Raw genomic sequence first — 22,111 nt, forward strand, 5'->3', positions numbered from 1 at the left:
TATGCCAAACAAAAAAAGAATATTATTAGCCGAAGACGAAGAACATTTGTTGGAAGCCATTAAACTTAACCTGGAGCTGGAGGGTTATAAGGTTTCGACAGCTAAGAATGGTAAAAAGGCTTTACAGTTATTTAAGGAAGAGCGTTTTAACCTGGTGATATTAGATGTGATGATGCCTGAGATTGATGGCTTTGTTGTTGCTGAAACCATCAGGCTTGAAAATACCGAAGTGCCTATTATGTTTTTAACTGCTAAAAACACCAATGAGGACAAAATTTCGGGTCTAAAAAAAGGTGCCGATGATTATCTAACCAAACCCTTTAACCTTGAAGAGCTAATTTTAAGGGTGAATAACCTAATAAAACGCAGTCTGAAAGGCGAAGACCTGAAAGAGTTTAACAGCTATAAAATTGGTGAGAAAACCATTCACTTCAACTCATTTGAGCTGGTGAATGAGGATGAGTCAATTACCCCGCTCACCAAAAAAGAAACCATGCTGCTTAAGCTGCTTATTGAACGCAGAAATGATGCCGTATCGCGCGAGCAGATCCTGGAAACGGTTTGGAATTATGATGTATATCCTTCAACCCGTACTATTGATAACTTTATCCTAACTTTCCGTAAATATTTTGAACCAGATCCTAAAAACCCGGTTTATTTTCACTCCATCCGTGGTGTAGGTTATAAATTTACCGATAATCAGCATTAATGTTCAGTAATAGGGTACGCATATTTATCGCATTTGTTTTCCTGTTGTCGTTAGGCTTGCTGTTATACCTGCATATTTATGAACTGGCGGCAGTAGCTGTAATGATGATCATGCTGCTCATATGGGATTACTTTAAACAAGGTACACTTATTGTAGCGGCCAAGTATTTTCATGCAAAGGATTACGTTAAAACCGAGGCTTCTTTAAAGGAAATTACCAGGCCCGAGTGGCTCAGTAAAAAACGCCGTGGTTTTTATGAGTATATATATGGCGGCGTTTGCATCCAGAAACAAGATTTTGAGGAAGCAGAAAGGCATTACGAGCTGGCAGCACAGTACCCGCTTCATACCGTTAATGATCATGTGGCGGCACTGGTAACCGTAGCCAATATCAATATCAGATTTGGCAATTATGATAAGGCGAAAGCCTATTTACAACTGACCGAAAAACATACCGATAAAATTACGGCTAAAATGAGGGATGTAATAGGTCGCCTACATCAGGAACTAAAAAAACATTGAACATAGTATCAAGTAGTTAGTATCAAGTATCAAGATTTCTTGCGGAGTAAGATTAATAAACTCCTTTTTAAAATCGTGATACCTGATACTAACTACTTGATACTAAAAAATATTATGAGAGATTCGTTATTAATAAAAGCAGCTTTTTCCGAAAAAACAGAACGCCCGCCGGTGTGGATGATGCGCCAGGCTGGTCGTTTCATGAAAGAATACTGGGATATCAAAAACAAGTATTCTTTTCTGGAGATGTGCAAAACGCCGGAACTGGCCGCTGATGTTACCATGCTGCCGGTTAATTTGTTGGGTATTGACGGAGCCATTCTGTTTTCGGACATATTGGTTACCGGTGAAGCGATGGGTGGCGATCTGAGCTTTCAAAATGGTGTTGGTCCTAAATTTGCCAACCCCGTACGTACACAGGCCGATATTGATAACCTGCAAACCGATGTGGCACACAAACTGCAATATGTAGCCGATGCCATTAAAGTAATACAGCAACGGCTTAATGGCAGCATTCCGCTTATTGGATTTGCTGGTGCGCCGTTTACGGTAATGAGCTACCTGGTAGAGGGTGGCTCGTCAAAAGATTTTAAGCTCACCAAACTGATGCTGCACAATGAGCCCGAAATGGCCCATCAACTGTTATCGAAAATTGCTACCGTTACGGCCGATTATCTGAACATGCAAATTGCTGCCGGTGTTAATGCCGTGCAAATATTTGACAGTTGGGCACAGGCTCTGGCTTGGGATGACTATAAAGAATTTAGTCACCGTTATATTGCCGAGATCATCAGTAAACTAAATCGGAAAGATATCCCGGTAATATCCTTTTGCAAAGGCAGTTCGGTATTCGCGCCATTGATGGCCGAGGCTAAACCTGATGTAATCTCCATTGACTGGAATGTTGACCTGCTTGATATTAAAAAGCGTTTGCCCGCAGGCATTGCTGTGCAGGGTAATCTTGATCCGCATATATTGTATGCTGATAAAAAAGTAATAAAAGACCGCATATACCGCCTGTTCGACCGTATGAAGGACGAGAAAGGTTTCATCTTTAACCTGGGCCACGGCATTATGCCCGATATTCCTTTTGATAACGTGAAGTACGCGGTAGAGGTAATAAAAGAATATGCCCCCTAACCCCCTGAAGGGGGAATTTAAGAGGGTTACTATAGAATTAAAAGGTTAGCTCCCCCTTTAGGGGGCTGGGGGGCGTCATGTACCAATACGTATTAGCTATACACATCATTTTTGTAGTCTGCTGGATGGCGGGGCTGTTTTATAGTGTGCGCTTGTTTATTTATCATACCGAAGCACAGGAAAAACCCGAACCTGATCGTAAGATCTTGTCTGACCAGTTTACCATTATGGAGCGTAAACTATGGAATATTATTACCATACCCTCCATGATCCTCACTGTAGCAGCCGGTATTACCATGCTGATACTGCAACCCGGCTGGCTTCATTATGGATGGATGCACATTAAACTTACCTTTGTGGTATTGCTTGGCATATATCATCATATGTGCCAGAATAAAATAAAGCAAATGGCTAATGGCGTGTTTAAGTGGACATCAACCCAACTGCGCCTGTGGAATGAACTGGCTACTGTTTTGTTGTTCGCCATAGTTTTCCTGGTGGTACTTAAAAATTCCCTGAACTGGATATTCGGGGTGGTAGGTTTGGTTGCCCTTGCAGTTATCCTGATGATCGCCGTGAAAATATATAAGCGTTTAAGGATGAAGAAGTAGTTGCTATCAAACCGTCATGCTGAACTTGTTTCAGCATCCCATAGGATAAGTAACCATCATGTTGTATACCTTGTATGTGAGATGCCGAAATAAATTCGGCATGACGGAAACGGACGAACTTTCAATCGACGAAAATCTTCTAAAATGAGACGCATTGCATGCGTCTCGGACTATTCCTTCACCACAACCCCATCCTTCATCACCAGTTTCACTTGTTTTAATACCTTCATATCTTCAACCGGGTTACCTGTTACGGCAACCATGTCGGCTAAGAAGCCGGTTTTAATGTTACCCAGGTTGTTCAGTTTAAAAACCGCTGCGTTTACTGATGTTGCCGAGCGTAATACATCCATCGGTTTCATGCCATACTCAACCATCAGTATCATTTCGCGTGAGTTATCACCATGCGGAAATACACCAACATCGCCACCCATACAAATGGTAACTCCGGCTTTAAGAGCTTCGGTAAATATGTAATGCTTTTGCTTAACCCCCGCAGGCACAGGATCAGTACCCTTCCTCCAGCCTTTATAGCTTAATGTGGCTTCGGTGGCCGCAAGAGTAGGGCATAAAGCTATTCCTTTTTCTTTCATCAGTTTAAAAAGCTCCGGCGTGCCGCCATCGCCATGTTCAATAGTCGTAACACCGGCAGCTATGGCCCGGCGCATCCCTTCTTCTGTTGATGAATGTACAGCAACAGTGCGTCCGCTGCTTTTAGCAACCAGTACGGCTACCTTTAGTTCCTCTTCGGTAAATGTAGGGGCAGCAGCTTCATTTATTCCCCAACGGTAATCGGCATATATCTTTACCACATCGGCTCCGTGCCCAATTTGCGACCGCACTACCCGGGTAATGCCCTCCACACCATCAGCCTCTTCACCACCTTTAGTGATCGTATTTTCTGGAATTTCATTTTTAGGACCATAACTGCCTGTAGCTACAATGGCACGGGTAGCAACCAGCATCCTCGGACCCGGTATTATTTTTTTGTTTATCGCGGTTTTTAAACCCGCATCATCATAAGCGGCACCTTCGGTGCCCAGGTCGCGCACGGTGGTAAAACCTGCTATAAGCGTTGCCCATGCGGCTACGGTTGCCCTTGCAGTGCGCTCAGCCCTGCTTTCGGTAAGTACCTGGTCGTTCCAGCTGGTTTCATTGTAGGGGTGCAGAAAAAGGTGCGAATGCCCCTCGATCAGGCCAGGCATCAGTGTAGTTCCTTTAAGATCAATGATACGGGGAGTGGCCGGGGCTTTTATACCGGAAGGATCGCCAACGGCTTCAATATGATCTCCCTTTACCAGTACCCACCAGCCGGAGTGCATCTGCTCACCATCAAAAACACGGTCGGGTTTAAGCAGTGTGTAATATTCCGCAGGTTGTGCAAGCACTGTTTGAAAGCCACATATTATAAGTATTATAGTAATAAGGAGTTTTTTCATTATAAATAAAGATAGTTTACTTTAAAGTAGTTTTATAATAGTATAAATATATTTTCAAGCTTATGCAACCATTTGCCAAAGCATTACATCTTACTGTTATAAATGATGTTTTTGGAACCAACTTATACCACCATTCAACTGATAGAACGCTGTAAAGCGGGCGAACGTAAAGCACAGGAATTGTTGTACAAGCAATTTGCTGCCAAAATGCTGGCGGTATGTATGCGGTATGCTACCGATAGAATGGAGGCCGAAGACATGCTGCAAAACGGATTTATAAAAGTGTTTCAAAAAGTAGGTGATTTCAGGGGTGAGGGTTCGTTTGAAGGCTGGGTAAGGCGTATCATGGTACACAGCTCTATTGAGTATTATCGCAAGCACCATAAATTGCTGCAGGTAGTTGATGTTGACGAAGCGGCAAATGAACCATCTGTAAACCCGGTAGCAGCATCAAATTTGGATGCCCGGGTGTTGATGGCCCTGATACAACAACTGGCGCCGGGTTACCGCATGGTATTTAACCTTTATGCTTTAGAAGGTTACTCGCACAAAGAAATTGCCGCTATGATGGATATCAGTGAAGGGGCGTCAAAATCGCAACTGTCAAGGGCGCGGAATATATTAAAAGAACAAATTGCAAAAATGGAGGGTACAAGTTATGGATATGCGGGATAATGAACTGGATAAGCTATTTCAGTCGGCACTTAACGATCATGAAATAGAGCCATCTGCCCATGTGTGGACAGGCATTACCGCCCGGCTGGATGCCGATAAACGCAAAAGATCGCTGGTGCCCTTTTTAAGCATAGCCGCCGGTATTATGTTATTGGTTACCATAGGGATATTATTTATTCCCAAAGCAGTTCAAGTGAATGACCAGCATCCATCCAAAAAAATGGCTAAAAACACATTGCCGGTTAATAAAGTTAATCCGGTTGTACGGCAGGCAGATCAGCAAAACAAAAATGATAAAAAGGTAGTTATAGCACCGGTTAACAGCTTAGCAAGTGTAAAAAATATAAAGGAAGGTAAGGGAACAGTTCCTCATAAAGAGGCAATAGGTCCCGAACAAAAACCGGATATTACAAAACCAACAGCTGAGCCCGAATTAGTTTTGGCTACCCGTGGTAATGATCTGGTGAACCCTGTTGTGCCCGATATAGATAACGCGATAAAACCAACAGTTGATAATGTACACGTATTAGAAAGTAAGCCGCAATTGACAGCTATGCAATTGCCCCCGGTTAACAAAACAAAGGCCGCAGCGCCGGTTAAAAGACACCGCATCCGCAGTTTGGGCGATGTATTTAATGTAATGATAGCGGCAGTTGATAAACGTGAAGATAAGATCATTGAATTTTCCAATACCGACGAGGACGATGCTACTATTACGGGTGTTAACCTGGGTATTATTAAAGTGAAAAAAGAAAAATAAAATATATATTAACCACTATATGAAACGCTTAATTTTTACCATCATCATATGCGTTGCGGCAAGCGCCACATTTGCTCAAACTACCGCCGATTCAACCCGCACTACAACCGATAGTGTTCCTAAAAAAAGGTTAAGGGTAAAATTAGGTATGGGTGAGGATGCTACTGTTATATCGAGCGGCGAGCGGGATACGGCCTATCATGCACACAAAGCTCCAGGCTTTTCATTTGGTGTTACTTTTTCCAGGATCGATCTGGGTTTTGCAACGCTGATTGATCATGGCAGCTTTACTTTATCGCCCAACAATCAGTTTTTAAGCTACCGCCAGTGGAAAACCAGCAATTTTGGTTTCGACCTGGTGCAGTTTGGTTACCGTTTTAACAGCGCCTTTAAAATATACGTTTCGGGTGGGTTCGACTGGACACATATCCGCCTGCGCAGGGATATTACGATACAAAGAAATACACCGGTTTTAACTTATACCGAAGATGATATTAATTACAGCAAGAATCGTTTTTCGTCGAGCTACCTGCGTATCCCCTTATCATTTTACTACCGCAGCTATGAAGATGCCAGCGGAAACTATTTTAGGCTGGTTGCCGGGCCCGAAATTGGTGTGCTGCTTAACGGGCGCGTAAAGCAAATAAGTGAGGAGAACGGTAAACAGAAATTTAATGACGATTACCATTTTACCAAGCTGCGCCAGGGCGCATTTATACGCGTGGGCTATGGCCTGATGGGTATATATGCCAAATACTATTTTACCGATATGTTTGAGAACAGCCCTGCCCAGGAAGGGTTGAAGAATTTTTCCTTTGGGCTAACATTAGGGTTTTAAAGAATGATCCGATCAGGAGTAATGAGTAATAAATTGTGCAAAAAGTGAGTAATAATAAACCTTAAATTAAAAATTTAATCCGGTAGTTTTAGATATTAAAGATTATTACAATCTGCCAGCTATTAGCGTTTCGTTTTATACTTAACAGGTTATCCTGACCTGCATAGTATCAGATTTGAAGAATAGCTGTTGATAAATAAACCTATAATATCAACCTTCATGAAAGAAAATATAACTCACCCAGTTTCATTTTCTTATGTTTCAAAAATGATCGCTCATTTGTTCAGATATTTAGTGATCATATTCCTTTGCTTTATAAGCACCTCATTTTCACATGCCCAAACAACAATTGACAGCATAAATAAGCTGATCAAAAATGCAACATCTGATACAGCTAAAATTAATCGTTTAAACGATAAAACAGCCGCTTTTATAGAGATCAACCTGGATTCGGCTGCAGAAAGCGGAGCCAACGCGGTTTTTGAGGCCGTTACGGCAAAGTATTTAAAAGGCGAGGCCGATGCCAGGAGATTAATGGGTACCATACTATCTTTTAAGGGTGATTATGCCTCGGCACAAAAAAATTTAGTACTGGGTTCCAAAATTTATGAAGAATTAAAGGATGAGACAGGGCTGATCAAAATGTACTCTGGTTATGGCATGATGTATGGCATGCAAAGTAAGTATGATAGCTCAATTGTTTTTTATAAAAAAGCAATAGACATTGCCAATAATATACATGATGATATATTGCTTAACAAAGCGTATCAAAATATTGCCATCTCATTTCAGATGCAATCCAACTATACAGAATCATTGGTTTATTTTCAAAAGGCTTTAAAATTTTTTGAGAATACAAAGGATATCAATTCACAAAGCTACATCTGGCTAAATATGGGATTAACCTATAATACCATGGATGACAATGTCAGGGCCGAACAATCATTAAAAAAGGCTGTGCAACTTGCAAAAAAAACTGGTATTAAAAATGTGGAATTATATGCTTACTCCAATCTCGCGGTTACTTACTCCAAGTTAAAAAAATTCGACCGCTCATATTTATACGCTATGAAAGCGGTTACTATTGGCCGCCAAACCGGTGATCTGGGAATAGTAGCGGCAAGTTTATCAAAAGCTGTACTGGCGCTTGCTGATCAGGACTTGCTGCCCGAAGCAATAAAGCTGGGTAAGGAATCCATTGCCGTAGCCGATTCATCAAAGCAGCCCTATAGCAGATACCAGGTGTATGCCAGCATTGGCAACGTGCTTAAAAGGCAGCATTCGTACGAAAATGCCATTTTCTATTTTAAAAAGGCTTTTAATGCAATCAGGAATACTAATATTGTTGATGAGGCTACAGGTCAATCTTATAAAGATCTGTCAGAATGTTATGCAAAAGTAGGGTTGTACAGAAACGCGTATAAGAATTTAGAAAGTTATTCAGAAATTACTGATTCTATAAGGAACACCCAAAATGTGCGGAAGGCTACGGAGCAGAACATGGCTTATGAGTATAACAAAAAGCAACAAGCTCAACTAATAGAAAAGCAAAAGCGCGATGCGGCAATCAAGATATGGTTGGTGGTTTTAATAGCGGCACTGATTACTTTAGCTATTGTTATTGTTGTATATAGAATGGCGTACCGAAATAAACAAAAAGCAAACACGCTGCTCACCAGTCAGAAACAAGAGATTGAAAGCACTTTAGCCACCCTGAAAGCTACGCAAAAGCAATTAGTGCAGGCAGAAAAAATGGCCTCCCTTGGTCAGCTTACCGCAGGTATTGCCCACGAGATCCAAAATCCGCTAAATTTTGTTAATAACTTCTCTGAGGTAAGTGCCGAACTTACCAATGAATTAAAAGAGGAACTCAAAAATGGAAATACAGATGATGCTATAGCCATAGCTGATGACCTGGAAAAGAATTTAAATAAAATTCAGCATCACGGTAAACGGGCCGACAGTATAGTTAAAGGCATGCTTGAACATAGCAGAAACAGCGCCGGCGAGCGACAGCCTGTAAATATTAATACTTTGGCCGAAGAATTTTTAAGATTATCCTATCATGGCATGCGGGCCAAAGACAAAGCGTTTGCTTCTGAGATAGTTACCAGCTTTACTGCCGAAAAGGTTATAATAAATGGCGTGCAGCAGGATATAGGAAGGGTAATGCTCAATTTATTTAATAATGCCTTTTATGCTGTAAATCAAAAGCAAAAAACCAATGTCGAAAACTATAAACCAACGGTTGAGGTAAGAACCGAGATCAAGGGTGATTTTGCTGTGTTTACCGTAAGAGACAATGGCAACGGCATACCACTTGCTATTAAGGATAAGATTATGCAACCTTTTTTTACTACCAAGCCAGCAGGCGAGGGCACAGGTTTAGGCTTATCACTTAGCTATGATATTATTGTGAACGGTTATAGCGGAAGTATTGATATCGATACAAAAGAATCTGAATATGCAGAGTTTAAAATAACATTGCCGCGGGTATTAACAAATGAGCAAGCTAAATTTAAACAAGCCAGTTAAATCATCATTTATAAAATGAAAATGCGGCTTTAAACAATTTTGTATCTTTGCCATCCATGTCAGATACTCCTTTTTTGCAGGCTATTGCAGTAAGTAAAATATATCCGGGCAAACACCAGGCCGGCGTTAAAAAAACAAATATTGTTATACAACCCGGCAAAATAACCGCTATTATTGGCGAAAGCGGCAGCGGGAAAAGTACTTTATTACGTCTGTTGTATGGCTTACTTTCGCCGGATGAAGGCGTGGTTGAGTTTAAGGGCGAGCGTATTTGGGGACCCGAAGAAAAACTGATCCCCGGTCATGATGCCATGAAAATGGTTACCCAGCATACTGATGATCTTAATCTGTTTGCCAAAGTGTGGGATAACGTGGCTGCCATGCTGCCCGCAACCGACCTGAACGCCAAACAGCAAAAAACCGAGCAAGTATTAAAACAGCTTAACATGACTGCTATGGCCGATAAACGTGTGGCCGACTTGAGCGGTGGCGAAAAACAGCGTGTGGCTATTGCCCGTGCAATTATAACCCGTCCGCAGGTTTTATTGCTGGATGAACCCTTTAACCAGGTTGATACTTCTTTTAGGGAAGGCCTGCAGCACGATATCAGGCAGATAGTGAAAGAGATTGGCCTTACGGTGATCATGGTATCGCATGATCCTGCCGAGGTGCTCTCTATGGCCGATGAGCTGATTGTGCTGAAACAAGGAGAAATAATAGAGCATGGAACTCCAAAAGCTTTGTACCAATATCCGCAAAATCTTTACACAGCACAATTGCTAAGCAACTGCAGCATACTTACCGCCGCCGAAGGCAAACTTTGCGGCATCAGTATTACTAAAGAACATGCGGTAATATATCCAGAATGGATAAAGCTAAAACTGATTACCAAAGCAAAAAACTGGGTGGTAAGACAGGTGTTATTTAAGGGGTTTTATGAAGACCTGATACTGGAACAAAACGGTACCCTGCTACGAGTAGTAAACGAAGAATCTGGTAAATATACCGAAGGTGATAAGGTTGCGGTAAGGGTAGGGAAGTGGCTGGAGTATTAAATACAATATAGACTTAAAGGCACCTGCCTTTAAGTCTATATTCGTCAAGCAAATAAAAAACTATCATGCTAAATAAGTTATGATAGTTTTTTATTTATATAATAGTTTAGTCAATATACATACGCAAATAGCCGTTTTCTAATTTCTTTTGGTTTTCATTGAAGTGCTCAACTACAATGGCATTAAACTTAGCTTCCAGGTTATAGCCCCCATTTTCGGTTTTGATAAAACTAATGATCTCAAATGATGAGTTGTTTTGGAAACCAGGCTTTAGTGTAGTCGGTTTTTGCAAAGGAAGAGGGACAAAGGATGTATATGTTTTATTATTAGCTGATATTAATATAGCAATACCATTTTCCGTGTTTTCCCTGCCAAAATCCTCCGCGTATTGGTATTTACCTTTAGCATATAATTCAAGAATACTCTTTACTGGGGGAGAATAGACTATTACTCCGCTTAAATCTTTTTTATTAAACTTTTTTATAAAGGATATACTAAAGGATGTACTGTTTGAAAACGTTCTGCTTTCTTTGTAAAATAACACAGAATCTTTATCGCCAATAATGTCGAAGTTATCCATAGTTCCATTGTTATTAAAAACTACCTTTTGATTCACACTCTGGTTTCCAAAGCGTATAGTGTTGTCTCTAATGTTAGCTATGTAAGTTTTGCCATCAATAGTGTATGATACAGAATCGCTTACTGCAGCAATTTGAGAATCAGTGCTATCAGGATCAATTGGTTTAACGGGTGTATGATCTTTTTTACAGGAAGAAAGAATAAATAGAATAATTAAGAAATAAAAGGTGTTAAGGTTTTTCATATTTTAAATAAGGTGACAAATGTATAGATTGTCGAGATGTATAATTATTATATTATAAATAATATCTTAAATATGACAGCATTGTCATCTAAGGGTTTAGTCGGAAAAAATAAAAAAGCCTAAGTCTTTTATTAAAAAACTTAGGCTTGATCAATTATGCGAGAAGAAGTTAATTACACCAGATATTCAAACAAAGTCCTGTCTTTATTGAGTTCGATAACATTAAAGCGGTGCGCTATCATGCGTTTTAATAAAGCGGGATAATCATCGGCTGATTTTAGTTCGATACCAACCAGGGCAGGTCCGTTTTCTTTTTCGCTTTTCTTGATGAATTCAAAACGGGTAATATCATCATGCGGCCCAAGCACGTTATTTACGAACAGCTTTAATGCTCCCGGACGCTGCGGAAAGCGCACAATAAAGTAATGCTTAAGCCCTTCGTACAGTAAAGATTTTTCTTTGATCTCCTGCATACGGGCAATATCGTTATTACCACCGCTTATTATACAAACTACCTTTTTGCCTTTTATTTTGTCTTTGCAGGCATCAAGTACTGCTACTGATAATGCTCCGGCAGGTTCAACTACAATAGCATCTTCGTTGTATAATTTTAATATGGTGGTACAAACCTTTCCTTCAGGTACCAGCAGCATATCGTCAAGCACATCACGACAAATATCATAGGTTAATGCGCCAACACGTTTTACGGCAGCACCATCAACAAAGCGGTCAATTTCGGGTAGTGTTATAGGCTCACCCTGTTCCAGTGCCTTGAGCATGGATGGCGCACCCTCGGGTTCAACGCCTATTAAATAAATACCCGGTATCTGCTGCTTTAAATAAGTTCCAGCTCCGGCTGCCAGTCCGCCACCACCTATAGGCATAATTACAGCTTCCACATCGGGCAGGTCCTGCAGTATCTCCACACCAACGGTTCCCTGGCCTTCAATAATACGATAGTTATCAAACGGCGGTATAAACGTCATCTCATGAGCTTCGGTATAAGCAAGGGCCTCACGCAGGCAATCGTCAAAAGTATCGCCGGTTAAAACCAGTTCTACACTTCCGTGGCCATGCATTTCTGTCTGGGTAACTTTTTGTTTCGGGGTTATTTCGGGCATAAAAATTACACCCTTAGTACCTAATGCATTACAGCTAAAAGCCACGCCCTGCGCATGGTTGCCCGCGCTGGCGCAAACCACACCGTGGCTTAATTCTTCGGCAGTTAGCTGACTGATCATATTGTAAGCCCCACGCAGTTTGTACGAACGTACAATTTGCAGGTCCTCACGTTTTAAATATATCTCGCAATCGTATTTGGCCGATAAACCGGCATTATATTCCAGCGGAGTACGCTTAACAACGCCTTTAAGACGCTCATAAGCCGACTCAAAATCAAGCTGGTTCTTAGTATCAGTTTCCATTATTAATTTTTTACCAGCTTGTGTGCTACCAAACCTAACAGGTCATCGTCGTTGATGTCAAGCTTAACATCAGCAAGGGTTAAAAAGCTGTTATATACTTCGGCCAGTTCTTCCTTATCCAAATTGTAGCCCAAACGCTCCAGGTGAAATTTAAGCGCGTGCCTGCCGCTGCGGGCGGTAAGTACAATACTGGCGCTCGGGAAACCTACATCCTCGGGACGTATGATCTCATAGTTCTCGCGGTTTTTAAGGAAACCATCCTGGTGGATGCCTGAGCTGTGCGCAAAGGCATTGCTGCCCACGATGGCTTTATTGGGCTGTACTGGCATGCGCATTTGTGTGCTGATCATACGGCTAAGCTCATAAAAGTTTTTAGAGTTGATGTTGGTATGCAAACCCAGTACCTGGTGTGTTTTCAGGATCATGACCACCTCCTCAATTGAGGTATTACCTGCACGCTCTCCAATACCGTTAATGGTACCTTCAATTTGGCGGGCGCCATTCTGCAAACCGGCAATAGAGTTGGCAGTAGCCAGACCTAAATCATTATGGCAATGCACCGAGATAATGGCCTTGTCAATATTTTTTACGTTCTCTTTCAAAAATTTGATCTTGCTGCCGTATTGATCAGGCAGGCAATAACCATTCGTATCCGGAATGTTAACTACAGTGGCGCCGGCGGCAATTACCGCTTCAACCATCTGCGCTAAAAATACAACGTCGGCACGGCCGGCATCTTCGGCATAAAACTCAATATCTTCAACGGCACGTTTGGCATATTTAACGGCTTCAACGGCACGTTCCAGTATATCTTCGCGGGTACTGTTAAATTTATGCTTGATATGCATATCAGACGAACCAATACCTGTATGGATACGCGGATGTTTAGCATATTTTAATGATTCGATAGCAGCATCAATATCGCCTTTGTTGGCACGGGTAAGCGCGCAAACGGTAGGATTTTTCACCGCCTTTGAAATTTCAACAACACTGTTAAAATCGCCCGGACTTGAAACCGGGAAACCTGCTTCAATAATATCCACGCCCAGTAGTTCCAGTTCTTTTGCTATCTCAATCTTTTCGGGGGTTGTTAACTGGCAACCCGGTACCTGCTCGCCATCGCGAAGCGTGGTATCAAAAACATAAACGCGGTTGGGATCGTGTAACATATTATTTTTTGTTTTTAGTTATGTGTTAGTATCAAGTAGCGAGTATCAGGTATCAAGACCGATTCGTTTACTTTTTACTTAATTCATTTCGTTATCTGTAGATATCTCCAATCAAAACAGCTAAAAAGTCTTGATACTTGATACTAATTACTTGCTACTTAAATTATTCTTTTACAGCTATAAACCTTAACCTTTTGTAATCGGCATACCATTGGCCGCCTTCGTTATAGTGTGGTTCAAGCTTGTTGGTTATTTCTGTTAATATCTGTTGTTTTTCATCTTCGGCTATACCTTCAAGGTATTGTTCACCAAACATGGTTACCCATTTGGCCACACCCTGATCGCCATCCTGCAACGGTGTTTTACGGTCATAATGAATAGCGTAGCTTACCTTAAAGCCGTGCTCCTCTAACTTGGTAGCATACTCGCCTATCGACGGGAAATACCAGATCCGGGTATCAGCCTGTACATGGTAACCGTGGTTTTGCAGCACCAGTTGGGTGGCTTCAATTAAGCGGGCAACATTGCCTTTACCGCCCATTTCGGCTACAAAGCGGCCGCCATGTTTAAGAACGTTATATACACTACGCATCATCCCGTTTTGGTCCTTTACCCAATGCAGGGCCGCGTTCGAAAACACCGCATCATACGGAGTATCGGTAAAAAAGTCGGCAGCGTTTTCAACCACGAACTCAATTTCAGGATACTTTTCCTTTGCCTGTGCAATCATATCAGGCGACAGGTCGGTGCCCTTTACTTTGGCTCCCTTGCTTTGGATCTGCTGTGTTAAATGGCCCGTACCGCAACCCAGATCAAGAATATATTCACCGGCTTTAACATCCAGTAATTCCAGCACGTCCTCACCGTATTGAAATACAAAGGCGTGTTTTTGGTCGTACAGATCAGGATTCCATTTCATAGTCTTTCAAAATTACACCGATGTTTTTTTGATTACACCGATTTTGTTTTCCTACACCCCCTTTAGGGGGCTGGGGGCTACAAATATTCCAGCACTTTTTGCCCCATGGCTTTGGTGCCTAAAATTTTGCTTTTATCGGTATTGGCATCAGCAATATCGCCGGTGCGGTAACCATCTTTCAATGCTTTATCAATGGCCGATGTGATCAGTTTAGCTTCTTCTTTCAGTCCGAAACTAATTTCCAGCATGAGCGCTACTGATAATATAGATGCCAGCGGATTGGCTTTATCCTGCCCGGCAATATCATGTGCCGAACCATGGATAGGCTCAAAGAAACCGGTACCATCGCCAATTGATGCGGATGCCAGCATACCCATTGAACCCGCGATCTGCGATGCTTCGTCAGTTAAAATATCACCAAAAAGGTTAGCGGTTAATACCACGTCAAACTTTTTAGGATTTTTAACCAACTGCATGGCCGCGTTATCGATAAACATGTGCTCGGTTTCAACTTCAGGATATTGTTTAGCTATTTCCTGAACCACCTCGCGCCACAGGCGTGAAGATTCCAGCACGTTCGCTTTATCAACAGAGCATAATCTTTTACCACGAACCATAGCCGCTTCATAAGCTTTTATGGCAATACGCTCTACCTCGTAACGGGAATAGATCATCAGGTCAGATGCTGTATTGCGATCCTCGCTGCGTTTTTTCTCGCCGAAGTAAACATCACCAGTTAATTCCCGGAAGAAAAGAATGTCGGTTCCTTTCAGTATCTCCGGTTTTAGGCTTGATGCATCCAGCAGCTCATCAAAAAGCATGATGGGGCGCAGATTGGCATACAGGCCAAGTTCCTTACGTATTTTTAACAAACCCTGCTCAGGGCGTACTTTAGCCGATGGATCATTATCATATTTGATGTGACCAATAGCGCCAAATAAAATGGCATCGCTGGCTTTTGCTTTAGCCAAAGTTTCATCAGGCAGCGGATTGCCGGTAGCTTCAATACCTGCATGGCCCATCAGGGCTTCGTCAAAACTGAACTCATGGCCAAAATCCTGACCAATTTTTTCCAGTACGGCCTTACCCCAGGTTGTTACTTCGGTACCGATGCCATCACCGGGTATTACTAATATGTGTTTTTTAATTCCCATTTGGTATTTTTAAATATGTCATGCCGAACTTGTTTCGGCATCTCACTTGAAATAGCAGAGTGCTGAGCATCCCGGCATGTCCTGAGGGATCCTGAAACAAGTTCAGGATGACTTAATTATTTAGATTCTTCAAACTCTTCAATTAATTCCTTTTTGCTCAGAATATAGTCAATATCATCATAACCATTGGTCATACAGGCTTTTTTGTAAGGGTTAACCTCAAATGTTTCCTGTTCGCCTGTGGCTACAATTTTAATGAACTGATCAACCAGGTCAATTTCTACCACCGCGTGCTCATCAGCATCAACAGCATCGAAGATCTTCTTTAAAAAATCATCGCTTACCTGTACTGGCAATAAACCATTGTTAAGGGCATTGCCTTTAAATATATCGGCAAAAAAGCTGCTTACAACGGCATCAAAACCATAATCGGCAATGGCCCAGGCAGCGTGCTCACGACTACTGCCGCAACCAAAGTTTTTGCCGGCCACCAGTATTTTACCACTGAAGTTTGGATTGTTAAGCACAAAATCCGCTTTAGGATTATTGTCCCCGTCAAAACGCCAGTCGCGAAACAGGTTATTGCCAAAGCCCTCGCGGGTAGTGGCCTTTAAAAAACGAGCCGGGATGATCTGATCCGTATCGATGTTTTCGATAGGCAAGGGTACCACGCTGGTTTGTATATGTTTAAATATTTTGGTTGCCATCTTTTTTAGATTTGAGATGTTAGATATGAGATTTGAGACTCTGTGCCTTTTATCTCTATGTCTTCATAATGTTCAACAGTAGGAAAGGGATCATAAAAATGATGTAATAAACCTTTCCATTCCTGGTATTCTGTTGATTGCCTGAAGCCTATGGTGTGGTCGGTCAGTTTTTGCCACTCCACCAGTAAAATAAACCGGCTTGTATTTTCCACACATCTTTTTAGCTGATGAGTGATGTAACCGGCCATTTTTGATATGATAACCTGTGCTTTTGAAAATGCCTTTATAAAAGCATCCTCCTGGCCTGGTGTTACATTCAATATGGCTACTTCAAGTATCATCTTATTTCTTTTTTGTCATTGCGAGGTACGAAGCAATCTCACGGTGCAGGCGTTGAACTTGCATGATGAGATTGCCACGCTACGCTCGCAATGACATATTAGTATTAGCTAACTAATTCTTTCTCTTTCAAAAATTCCCTTATATCCGTTACCCTACCGGTAATTGCCGATGCTGCCGCGGTTAGCGGGCTGGCCAAAAAGGTGCGGGAGTTTGGTCCCTGGCGGCCTTCAAAATTACGGTTGGAGGTGGATACGCAATATTTGCCCGCAGGTATCTTATCCTCGTTCATTCCCAAACATGCGCTGCATCCTGGTTCGCGAAGCGGGAACCCTGCTTCGTTAAATATTTTGTCCAGTCCTTCGCGAATGGCTTGTTCCTGTACCTGTTTTGACCCCGGAACTACCCATACGGTAACGTTATCTGCCTTGTGTTTGCCTTTTACAAATTCGGCCACCTGGCGCAAGTCTTCAATGCGCGAGTTGGTGCAACTGCCGATGAAAACATAATCAATAGGCTTCCCTAATAATTGTTCGTCATCATGCAGGCCCATATAATCAAGGGCTTTTTTGTATGATCCCTGTTCTTTGGCTTCAAATGAAGCAGTTTCAGGAACGTGTTGTGTAACACCAATACCCATCCCCGGATTTGTTCCGTAGGTGATCATTGGCTCAATATCTTCGGCTTTAAAGGATAATACTTCATTAAACTGAGCATCAGCATCAGAGTATAAAGTTTTCCAGTAAGCTAATGCTTTATCCCACTCTTCGCCTTTAGGGGCGAACTCGCGGCCTTTTACATAATTAAATGTGGTATCATCGGGAGCAATTAAACCACAGCGTGCACCCATTTCAATGCTCATGTTACAGATGGTCATGCGGCCTTCCATACTTAATGAACGGATGGTATCACCTGCATATTCCACAGCATAACCAGTGCCGCCAGCGGCCGAGATCTTTGAAATAATGTAAAGAATGATGTCCTTAGCGCCAACGCCTTTTTGGAGGTTACCGTTTACCTCGATCTTCATTCTTTTAGGGCGCGATTGTAGTAAACACTGGGTAGCCATTACCTGCTCAACCTGTGATGTACCTATACCAAATGCTATGGCACCAAAGGCGCCGTGTGTTGACGTGTGGCTATCACCACAAACATAAGTACCACCGGGACGGGTGATGCCCAGCTCGGGCCCTATCACGTGTACTATACCCTGGAAAGGGTGCCCTAAGCCATATAGCTCAATGCCAAATTCTGCACAGTTTTTGGTGAGCATATCAACCTGGTAGCGGGAAAGTTCTTCTTTTATGGGGAGGTGCTGATCAATTGTAGGAACGTTATGATCGGCAGTGGCCACTGTTTGTTTGGGCCTGAAAACCGGTAAACCCCTTGTGCGCAAACCATCAAATGCCTGCGGACTGGTTACCTCGTGTATGAAATGTGTGTCGATGTATAAAATATCAGGAAAACCCTCGTTGCTACTGACGACGTGCGCATCCCAAATTTTATCGAATAATGTTTGTCCCATGTTTTTTAGTCTTTAGTCTAAAGTCCGAAGTAGTAAGTCATAAGCCGTAAGTATAAAGTCATTGACTTATAACTTCATACTTATGACTTACAATTCAAGACTTAAAATTATGCTTCTACAACCTGGTTTTCAGGGCGTAAGCTGCGTACAGTTTTACCTGCTTGCCATAATTCGCTTTCGCGTAATTCTTTTAATTCAGCATCTAATTTTTCGCGGTAATCAGCTTTGCTGTTTGAATCGATTGATTTTTGTGACTCAACGCCTGTTGCAACGCTTTTGTACAATTCTTCAAATACCGGTTTAGTGGCATCACGGAATTTTTTCCACCAATCCAAAGCACCGCGTTGTGCTGTAGTTGAACAATTGGCATACATCCAGTCCATACCATTCTCAGCAACTAAAGGCATTAATGATTGGGTTAACTCTTCAACAGTTTCGTTAAAAGCCTCAGATGGTGAGTGGCCATTAGCGCGCAATACATCGTACTGAGCAGCAAAAATACCCTGGATACAACCCATCAGTGTGCCACGCTCGCCGGTTAAATCACTATATACTTCTTTTTTGAAGTTGGTTTCAAATAAATAACCGCTACCAACAGCAATACCTAAAGCAATAACACGATCAAATGCTTTACCTGTTGCATCCTGGAAAATCGCGTAGCTTGAGTTTAAGCCGCGGCCTTGTAAAAACATACGGCGTAATGAAGTACCTGATCCTTTAGGAGCAACTAAAAATACGTCAACATCGGCAGGAGGGACGATGCCGGTTTGCTCATTAAAAGTGATACCAAAACCGTGAGAAAAGTATAATGCTTTACCCGGAGTTAAGTGTTTTTTAACAGTTGGCCATACGGCAATCTGGGCTGCATCGCTTAATAAGTAGCAAATTACAGTTCCTCTTTCCAAAGCTTCTTCAATTTCAAAAAGGGTTTCGCCGGGTACAAAGCCGTCACTTACAGCTTTATCCCATGTTTTGGTGCCTTTACGCTGACCAACAATTACGTTGATGCCATTGTCTTTTTGGTTTAATGCCTGACCCGGACCTTGAACGCCATAGCCAATTACTGCTACGACTTCGTCTTTTAATACTTCCTGAGCTTTTGATAAAGGGAACTCCTCGCGGGTTACTACATTTTCTTCAGTGCCGCCGAAATTTAATTTTGCCATTGTTTTGTTATTTGATGATTACACCGATGTTTTATTGATTACACCGATTATTTATTTAAAGTTTATATTTTGATTATCATTTGTTTGTTGTCTGAATCAGAATTTACAGAATTAAAGAATTTTTGGAATTCTGTTCATTCTTAAATTCTGTAAATTCTGATTCAGAACTCTACATCGTAAATACTTTTGCCCCCTGGTTCAGGTATTCGTTTTCAATTACATCTTCGCCTGGTTCAAGTCTTTCAAATTCGCGCAGTTTACGGTTAAAGCCGTCGCTATCTTTAATAATAGCCACGCGTGCGCTGCGTACAAATTCAATAAGGCCATAAGGCTGCAATATGCTGATCAGGTTATCGGTTTCCTCGCGGTGACCGGTGGTTTCAAATACTGTGTAATCTTTACGGAGTACAACCACGCGTGCACCGTTTTCGCGCAGCAGGCGCTCAACACTTACCTTTTCGGCAATAACATCTGTTGATACCTTATATAACGCTAATTCCTGCCAAATCACATCTTCGTTGGTATGATAATACACTTTTAGTACTTCCACCTGTTTTTCAATCTGGCGGGTAAGCTTGCGTACCACATCTTCCGATTCGGTGATCACAATATTAAAGCGGTGGATACTCTCTATCTCTGACGGAGAAGTATTCAGGCTGTCGATATTGATCTTACGGCGTGTAAATATAATAGCTATCCGGCTTAATAAACCAATCTGGTTTTCGGTATAAACCGTGATGTTAAATTCCTGTTTCTCTGTATCTTGATTGCTCATGACTGATTTTGTTAAAATTTAAGGGCCCTTATTTAAGCCTGATCTCGCTTACACTGCATCCTTGCGGTACCATCGGGAACACATTGTTCTCTTTGGTTACCATTACCTCTAAAAGGAACGAGCCTTTGTTACTCAGCATTTCATTTAATGCCGCCGGAAGGTCCTTACGGTCGTTGATGCATTTGCCGGGGATGCGGTACGCTGCAGCAACCGCAACAAAGTCAGGGCTCTGGATATCCACAAAAGAGTAGCGGCGCTCATTAAACAATTCCTGCCATTGCCTAACCATACCCAGGAAACGGTTATTCAGGATGATGATCTTTACATCAATACCGCATTGCATAATGGTACCCAGTTCCTGCAAGGTCATCTGGAAACCGCCGTCGCCAATAATAGCTACTACAGTACGGTCCTGTGCGCCAAATTTGGCACCGATGGCGGCTGGCAGAGCGAAGCCCATAGTGCCTAAGCCACCGCTGGTTACATTACTGCGGGTATTGTTGAATTTGGCATAACGGCAAGCCACCATCTGATGCTGACCAACGTCGGTTACAATAATTGCTTCACCTTTGGTTATCTCGTTCAGTTGTTTGATCACTTCACCCATGGTCATTTCGGGCGAGGTTGGATTTAATTCTGTATGGATTACCGCGTCAATTTCCTGTTGGGTATAATCATTAAACTTGTTGATCCATTCGGTATGCTTTTTTTGCTCAATAGCGTTGGTAAGCAAAGGCAGGGTTTCTTTACAGTCGCCCCATACCGGTACGGTTGATTTTACGTTTTTATCGATCTCGGCAGGGTCAATATCCAGATGGATCACCTTAGCCTGTTTAGCATATTTATCTAAACGACCGGTTACACGGTCATCAAAGCGCATACCAATGGCAATAAGCACATCGCACTCGTTGGTTAATACGTTAGGGCCGTAGTTGCCATGCATCCCCAGCATACCCACATTTTGCGGATGATCTGTTGGGATAGCGCCTGCACCTAAAATGGTCCATGCTGCAGGGATACCGCTTTTTTCAACAAAAGTTTTAAACTCCTGCTCGGCACTGCCCAATATTACACCCTGTCCCCAAATGATAAATGGTTTTTTAGCCTGATTGATCAATTCGGCGGCTTCCTGAATATATTGTGTGCGTACTATAGGTTTTGGCCTGTAGCTGCGGATATGATCACAAGGAGTATAACCCTGATAGCTGAATTTTTGTATCTGCGCGTTTTTGGTGATATCAATTAATACCGGTCCGGGACGGCCGCTTTTTGCTATGTAAAAAGCTTTGGCCAATACCTCGGGGATCTCGGTGGCATCAGTTACCTGGTAGTTCCATTTGGTTACCGGGGTAGTGATGTTGATCACGTCTGTTTCCTGGAAGGCATCGGTACCTAAAAGGTGCGCGAATACTTGTCCGGTAATACATACCAGTGGAGTACTATCTATCTGAGCATCGGCCAAACCTGTTACCAGGTTTGTTGCACCGGGCCCGCTGGTTGCAAATACAACACCCACTTTGCCCGATGTACGCGCATAACCCTGCCCTGCATGGATACCGCCTTGTTCATGACGGACCAGGATGTGGTTCAGCTTATCATTATAATCAAATAGAGCATCATAGATGGGCATAATAGCGCCACCCGGATAGCCAAAGATGGTATCAACACCTTCAACAATTAATGCCTCCAATAATGCTACTGATCCTGAAACTTCTACCGCTGTTTTTGGAGCGGGTGTAGTTAATGTTTCCTGTGCAACTTCCATAGTTTTACCCCCCAGCCCCCTAAAGGGGGAGCTTTTTTAATTGTATGTTTTGTTATTTTAAT

General features: G+C 42.2%; 21 protein-coding genes. 9 read left to right on the forward strand and 12 right to left on the reverse strand.

Features of this window, described 5'->3' with window-relative positions; genetic code table 11:
* Position 1: 1 nt before the first annotated feature.
* The 4 genes from M2273_RS05580 (at position 2) to hemJ (ending at position 2,981) form a co-directional block, all read left to right on the forward strand.
* Complete coding sequence (locus M2273_RS05580; protein ID WP_429394051.1) at positions 2-709, forward strand: response regulator transcription factor; 708 nt, start codon at positions 2-4, stop codon at positions 707-709.
* Positions 709-1,230: a tetratricopeptide repeat protein gene (locus tag M2273_RS05585; RefSeq protein ID WP_429394054.1), complete on the forward strand. Its 522-nt coding sequence runs from the start codon at positions 709-711 to the stop codon at positions 1,228-1,230. Before M2273_RS05580 ends, M2273_RS05585 begins: the two co-directional genes overlap by 1 nt.
* Positions 1,231-1,344: 114 nt before the next feature.
* Positions 1,345-2,370, forward strand: coding sequence for a uroporphyrinogen decarboxylase (gene hemE, locus M2273_RS05590; RefSeq protein WP_429394055.1), 1,026 nt, complete (start codon positions 1,345-1,347; stop codon positions 2,368-2,370).
* A 77-nt stretch (positions 2,371-2,447) separates the two neighbouring features.
* Positions 2,448-2,981, forward strand: coding sequence for a protoporphyrinogen oxidase HemJ (hemJ, locus tag M2273_RS05595; RefSeq protein ID WP_429394057.1), 534 nt, complete (start codon positions 2,448-2,450; stop codon positions 2,979-2,981).
* A gap of 170 nt (positions 2,982-3,151) precedes the next feature.
* Here the strand turns inward: hemJ and M2273_RS05600 are convergent, their stop codons facing one another.
* Positions 3,152-4,420: an amidohydrolase family protein gene (locus M2273_RS05600; RefSeq protein ID WP_429394059.1), complete on the reverse strand. Its 1,269-nt coding sequence runs from the start codon at positions 4,418-4,420 to the stop codon at positions 3,152-3,154.
* Between the two features lie 105 nt (positions 4,421-4,525).
* Here M2273_RS05600 and M2273_RS05605 point away from each other — a divergent pair, with 105 nt between their 5' ends.
* From M2273_RS05605 to M2273_RS05625, 5 genes are all read left to right on the forward strand, one after another.
* Positions 4,526-5,095 (forward strand): RNA polymerase sigma factor, encoded by a 570-nt coding sequence (locus M2273_RS05605; protein ID WP_429396331.1) that lies wholly within the window; start codon positions 4,526-4,528, stop codon positions 5,093-5,095.
* Positions 5,079-5,855: a hypothetical protein gene (locus tag M2273_RS05610; RefSeq protein WP_429394061.1), complete on the forward strand. Its 777-nt coding sequence runs from the start codon at positions 5,079-5,081 to the stop codon at positions 5,853-5,855. The genes M2273_RS05605 and M2273_RS05610 overlap by 17 nt, the downstream gene beginning before the upstream one ends.
* Positions 5,856-5,874: 19 nt before the next feature.
* Entirely contained in the window at positions 5,875-6,693 is an 819-nt protein-coding gene (locus tag M2273_RS05615) for an outer membrane beta-barrel protein (protein ID WP_429394063.1), read from the forward strand.
* A 219-nt stretch (positions 6,694-6,912) separates the two neighbouring features.
* Complete coding sequence (locus M2273_RS05620) at positions 6,913-9,228, forward strand: tetratricopeptide repeat-containing sensor histidine kinase (protein WP_429394065.1); 2,316 nt, start codon at positions 6,913-6,915, stop codon at positions 9,226-9,228.
* Positions 9,229-9,284: 56 nt separating this feature from the next.
* Positions 9,285-10,283 (forward strand): ABC transporter ATP-binding protein, encoded by a 999-nt coding sequence (locus M2273_RS05625; protein WP_429394068.1) that lies wholly within the window; start codon positions 9,285-9,287, stop codon positions 10,281-10,283.
* A 106-nt stretch (positions 10,284-10,389) separates the two neighbouring features.
* Here M2273_RS05625 and M2273_RS05630 read toward each other — a convergent pair whose 3' ends face one another.
* From M2273_RS05630 to ilvB, 11 genes are all read right to left on the reverse strand, one after another.
* Complete coding sequence (locus M2273_RS05630) at positions 10,390-11,106, reverse strand: hypothetical protein (RefSeq protein ID WP_429394070.1); 717 nt, start codon at positions 11,104-11,106, stop codon at positions 10,390-10,392.
* 173 nt (positions 11,107-11,279) lie between these two features.
* Positions 11,280-12,530: a threonine ammonia-lyase IlvA gene (gene ilvA / locus M2273_RS05635; RefSeq protein WP_429394073.1), complete on the reverse strand. Its 1,251-nt coding sequence runs from the start codon at positions 12,528-12,530 to the stop codon at positions 11,280-11,282.
* Between the two features lie 2 nt (positions 12,531-12,532).
* A complete protein-coding gene (locus M2273_RS05640; RefSeq protein ID WP_429394075.1) occupies positions 12,533-13,699 on the reverse strand; it encodes a 2-isopropylmalate synthase in 1,167 nt (388 codons plus the stop codon).
* 163 nt (positions 13,700-13,862) lie between these two features.
* A complete protein-coding gene (locus M2273_RS05645) occupies positions 13,863-14,618 on the reverse strand; it encodes a class I SAM-dependent methyltransferase (RefSeq protein ID WP_429394078.1) in 756 nt (251 codons plus the stop codon).
* A 77-nt stretch (positions 14,619-14,695) separates the two neighbouring features.
* The gene (gene leuB / locus M2273_RS05650; protein WP_429396334.1) at positions 14,696-15,766 is read right to left on the reverse strand and encodes a 3-isopropylmalate dehydrogenase; all 1,071 of its coding nucleotides are present in this window, start codon (positions 15,764-15,766) and stop codon (positions 14,696-14,698) included.
* A 122-nt stretch (positions 15,767-15,888) separates the two neighbouring features.
* Positions 15,889-16,479, reverse strand: coding sequence for a 3-isopropylmalate dehydratase small subunit (gene leuD / locus M2273_RS05655; protein ID WP_429394081.1), 591 nt, complete (start codon positions 16,477-16,479; stop codon positions 15,889-15,891).
* A 5-nt stretch (positions 16,480-16,484) separates the two neighbouring features.
* Complete coding sequence (locus tag M2273_RS05660; protein WP_429394083.1) at positions 16,485-16,820, reverse strand: antibiotic biosynthesis monooxygenase family protein; 336 nt, start codon at positions 16,818-16,820, stop codon at positions 16,485-16,487.
* Positions 16,821-16,924: 104 nt separating this feature from the next.
* On the reverse strand, positions 16,925-18,343 hold the full coding sequence (leuC, locus tag M2273_RS05665; protein WP_429394086.1) for a 3-isopropylmalate dehydratase large subunit: 1,419 nt from the start codon (positions 18,341-18,343) through the stop codon (positions 16,925-16,927).
* A 107-nt stretch (positions 18,344-18,450) separates the two neighbouring features.
* The gene (gene ilvC, locus M2273_RS05670) at positions 18,451-19,509 is read right to left on the reverse strand and encodes a ketol-acid reductoisomerase (RefSeq protein ID WP_429394088.1); all 1,059 of its coding nucleotides are present in this window, start codon (positions 19,507-19,509) and stop codon (positions 18,451-18,453) included.
* Positions 19,510-19,678: 169 nt separating this feature from the next.
* Positions 19,679-20,284, reverse strand: a complete 606-nt coding sequence (gene ilvN, locus M2273_RS05675; protein WP_429394090.1) for an acetolactate synthase small subunit — start codon at positions 20,282-20,284, stop codon at positions 19,679-19,681.
* Between the two features lie 28 nt (positions 20,285-20,312).
* Complete coding sequence (gene ilvB / locus M2273_RS05680) at positions 20,313-22,049, reverse strand: biosynthetic-type acetolactate synthase large subunit (protein ID WP_429394092.1); 1,737 nt, start codon at positions 22,047-22,049, stop codon at positions 20,313-20,315.
* Between the last annotated feature and the right edge of the window lie 62 nt (positions 22,050-22,111).

Origin of the sequence: Mucilaginibacter lappiensis, from assembly GCF_050433765.1 — a bacterium.
Taxonomy (GTDB): domain Bacteria; phylum Bacteroidota; class Bacteroidia; order Sphingobacteriales; family Sphingobacteriaceae; genus Mucilaginibacter; species Mucilaginibacter lappiensis_A.

Excerpts from the sequence above, each read along its gene's own strand:
- M2273_RS05580 (WP_429394051.1), top strand. The coding sequence starts at position 2 with ATGCCAAACAAAAAAAGAATATTATTAGCCGAAGACGAAGAACATTTG.
- M2273_RS05585 (WP_429394054.1), top strand. The coding sequence starts at position 709 with ATGTTCAGTAATAGGGTACGCATATTTATCGCATTTGTTTTCCTGTTG.
- hemE (WP_429394055.1), top strand. The coding sequence starts at position 1,345 with ATGAGAGATTCGTTATTAATAAAAGCAGCTTTTTCCGAAAAAACAGAA.
- hemJ (WP_429394057.1), top strand. The coding sequence starts at position 2,448 with ATGTACCAATACGTATTAGCTATACACATCATTTTTGTAGTCTGCTGG.
- M2273_RS05600 (WP_429394059.1), bottom strand. The coding sequence starts at position 4,420 with ATGAAAAAACTCCTTATTACTATAATACTTATAATATGTGGCTTTCAA.
- M2273_RS05605 (WP_429396331.1), top strand. The coding sequence starts at position 4,526 with ATGTTTTTGGAACCAACTTATACCACCATTCAACTGATAGAACGCTGT.
- M2273_RS05610 (WP_429394061.1), top strand. The coding sequence starts at position 5,079 with ATGGATATGCGGGATAATGAACTGGATAAGCTATTTCAGTCGGCACTT.
- M2273_RS05615 (WP_429394063.1), top strand. The coding sequence starts at position 5,875 with ATGAAACGCTTAATTTTTACCATCATCATATGCGTTGCGGCAAGCGCC.
- M2273_RS05620 (WP_429394065.1), top strand. The coding sequence starts at position 6,913 with ATGAAAGAAAATATAACTCACCCAGTTTCATTTTCTTATGTTTCAAAA.
- M2273_RS05625 (WP_429394068.1), top strand. The coding sequence starts at position 9,285 with ATGTCAGATACTCCTTTTTTGCAGGCTATTGCAGTAAGTAAAATATAT.
- M2273_RS05630 (WP_429394070.1), bottom strand. The coding sequence starts at position 11,106 with ATGAAAAACCTTAACACCTTTTATTTCTTAATTATTCTATTTATTCTT.
- ilvA (WP_429394073.1), bottom strand. The coding sequence starts at position 12,530 with ATGGAAACTGATACTAAGAACCAGCTTGATTTTGAGTCGGCTTATGAG.
- M2273_RS05640 (WP_429394075.1), bottom strand. The coding sequence starts at position 13,699 with ATGTTACACGATCCCAACCGCGTTTATGTTTTTGATACCACGCTTCGC.
- M2273_RS05645 (WP_429394078.1), bottom strand. The coding sequence starts at position 14,618 with ATGAAATGGAATCCTGATCTGTACGACCAAAAACACGCCTTTGTATTT.
- leuD (WP_429394081.1), bottom strand. The coding sequence starts at position 16,479 with ATGGCAACCAAAATATTTAAACATATACAAACCAGCGTGGTACCCTTG.
- M2273_RS05660 (WP_429394083.1), bottom strand. The coding sequence starts at position 16,820 with ATGATACTTGAAGTAGCCATATTGAATGTAACACCAGGCCAGGAGGAT.
- leuC (WP_429394086.1), bottom strand. The coding sequence starts at position 18,343 with ATGGGACAAACATTATTCGATAAAATTTGGGATGCGCACGTCGTCAGT.
- ilvC (WP_429394088.1), bottom strand. The coding sequence starts at position 19,509 with ATGGCAAAATTAAATTTCGGCGGCACTGAAGAAAATGTAGTAACCCGC.
- ilvN (WP_429394090.1), bottom strand. The coding sequence starts at position 20,284 with ATGAGCAATCAAGATACAGAGAAACAGGAATTTAACATCACGGTTTAT.
- ilvB (WP_429394092.1), bottom strand. The coding sequence starts at position 22,049 with ATGGAAGTTGCACAGGAAACATTAACTACACCCGCTCCAAAAACAGCG.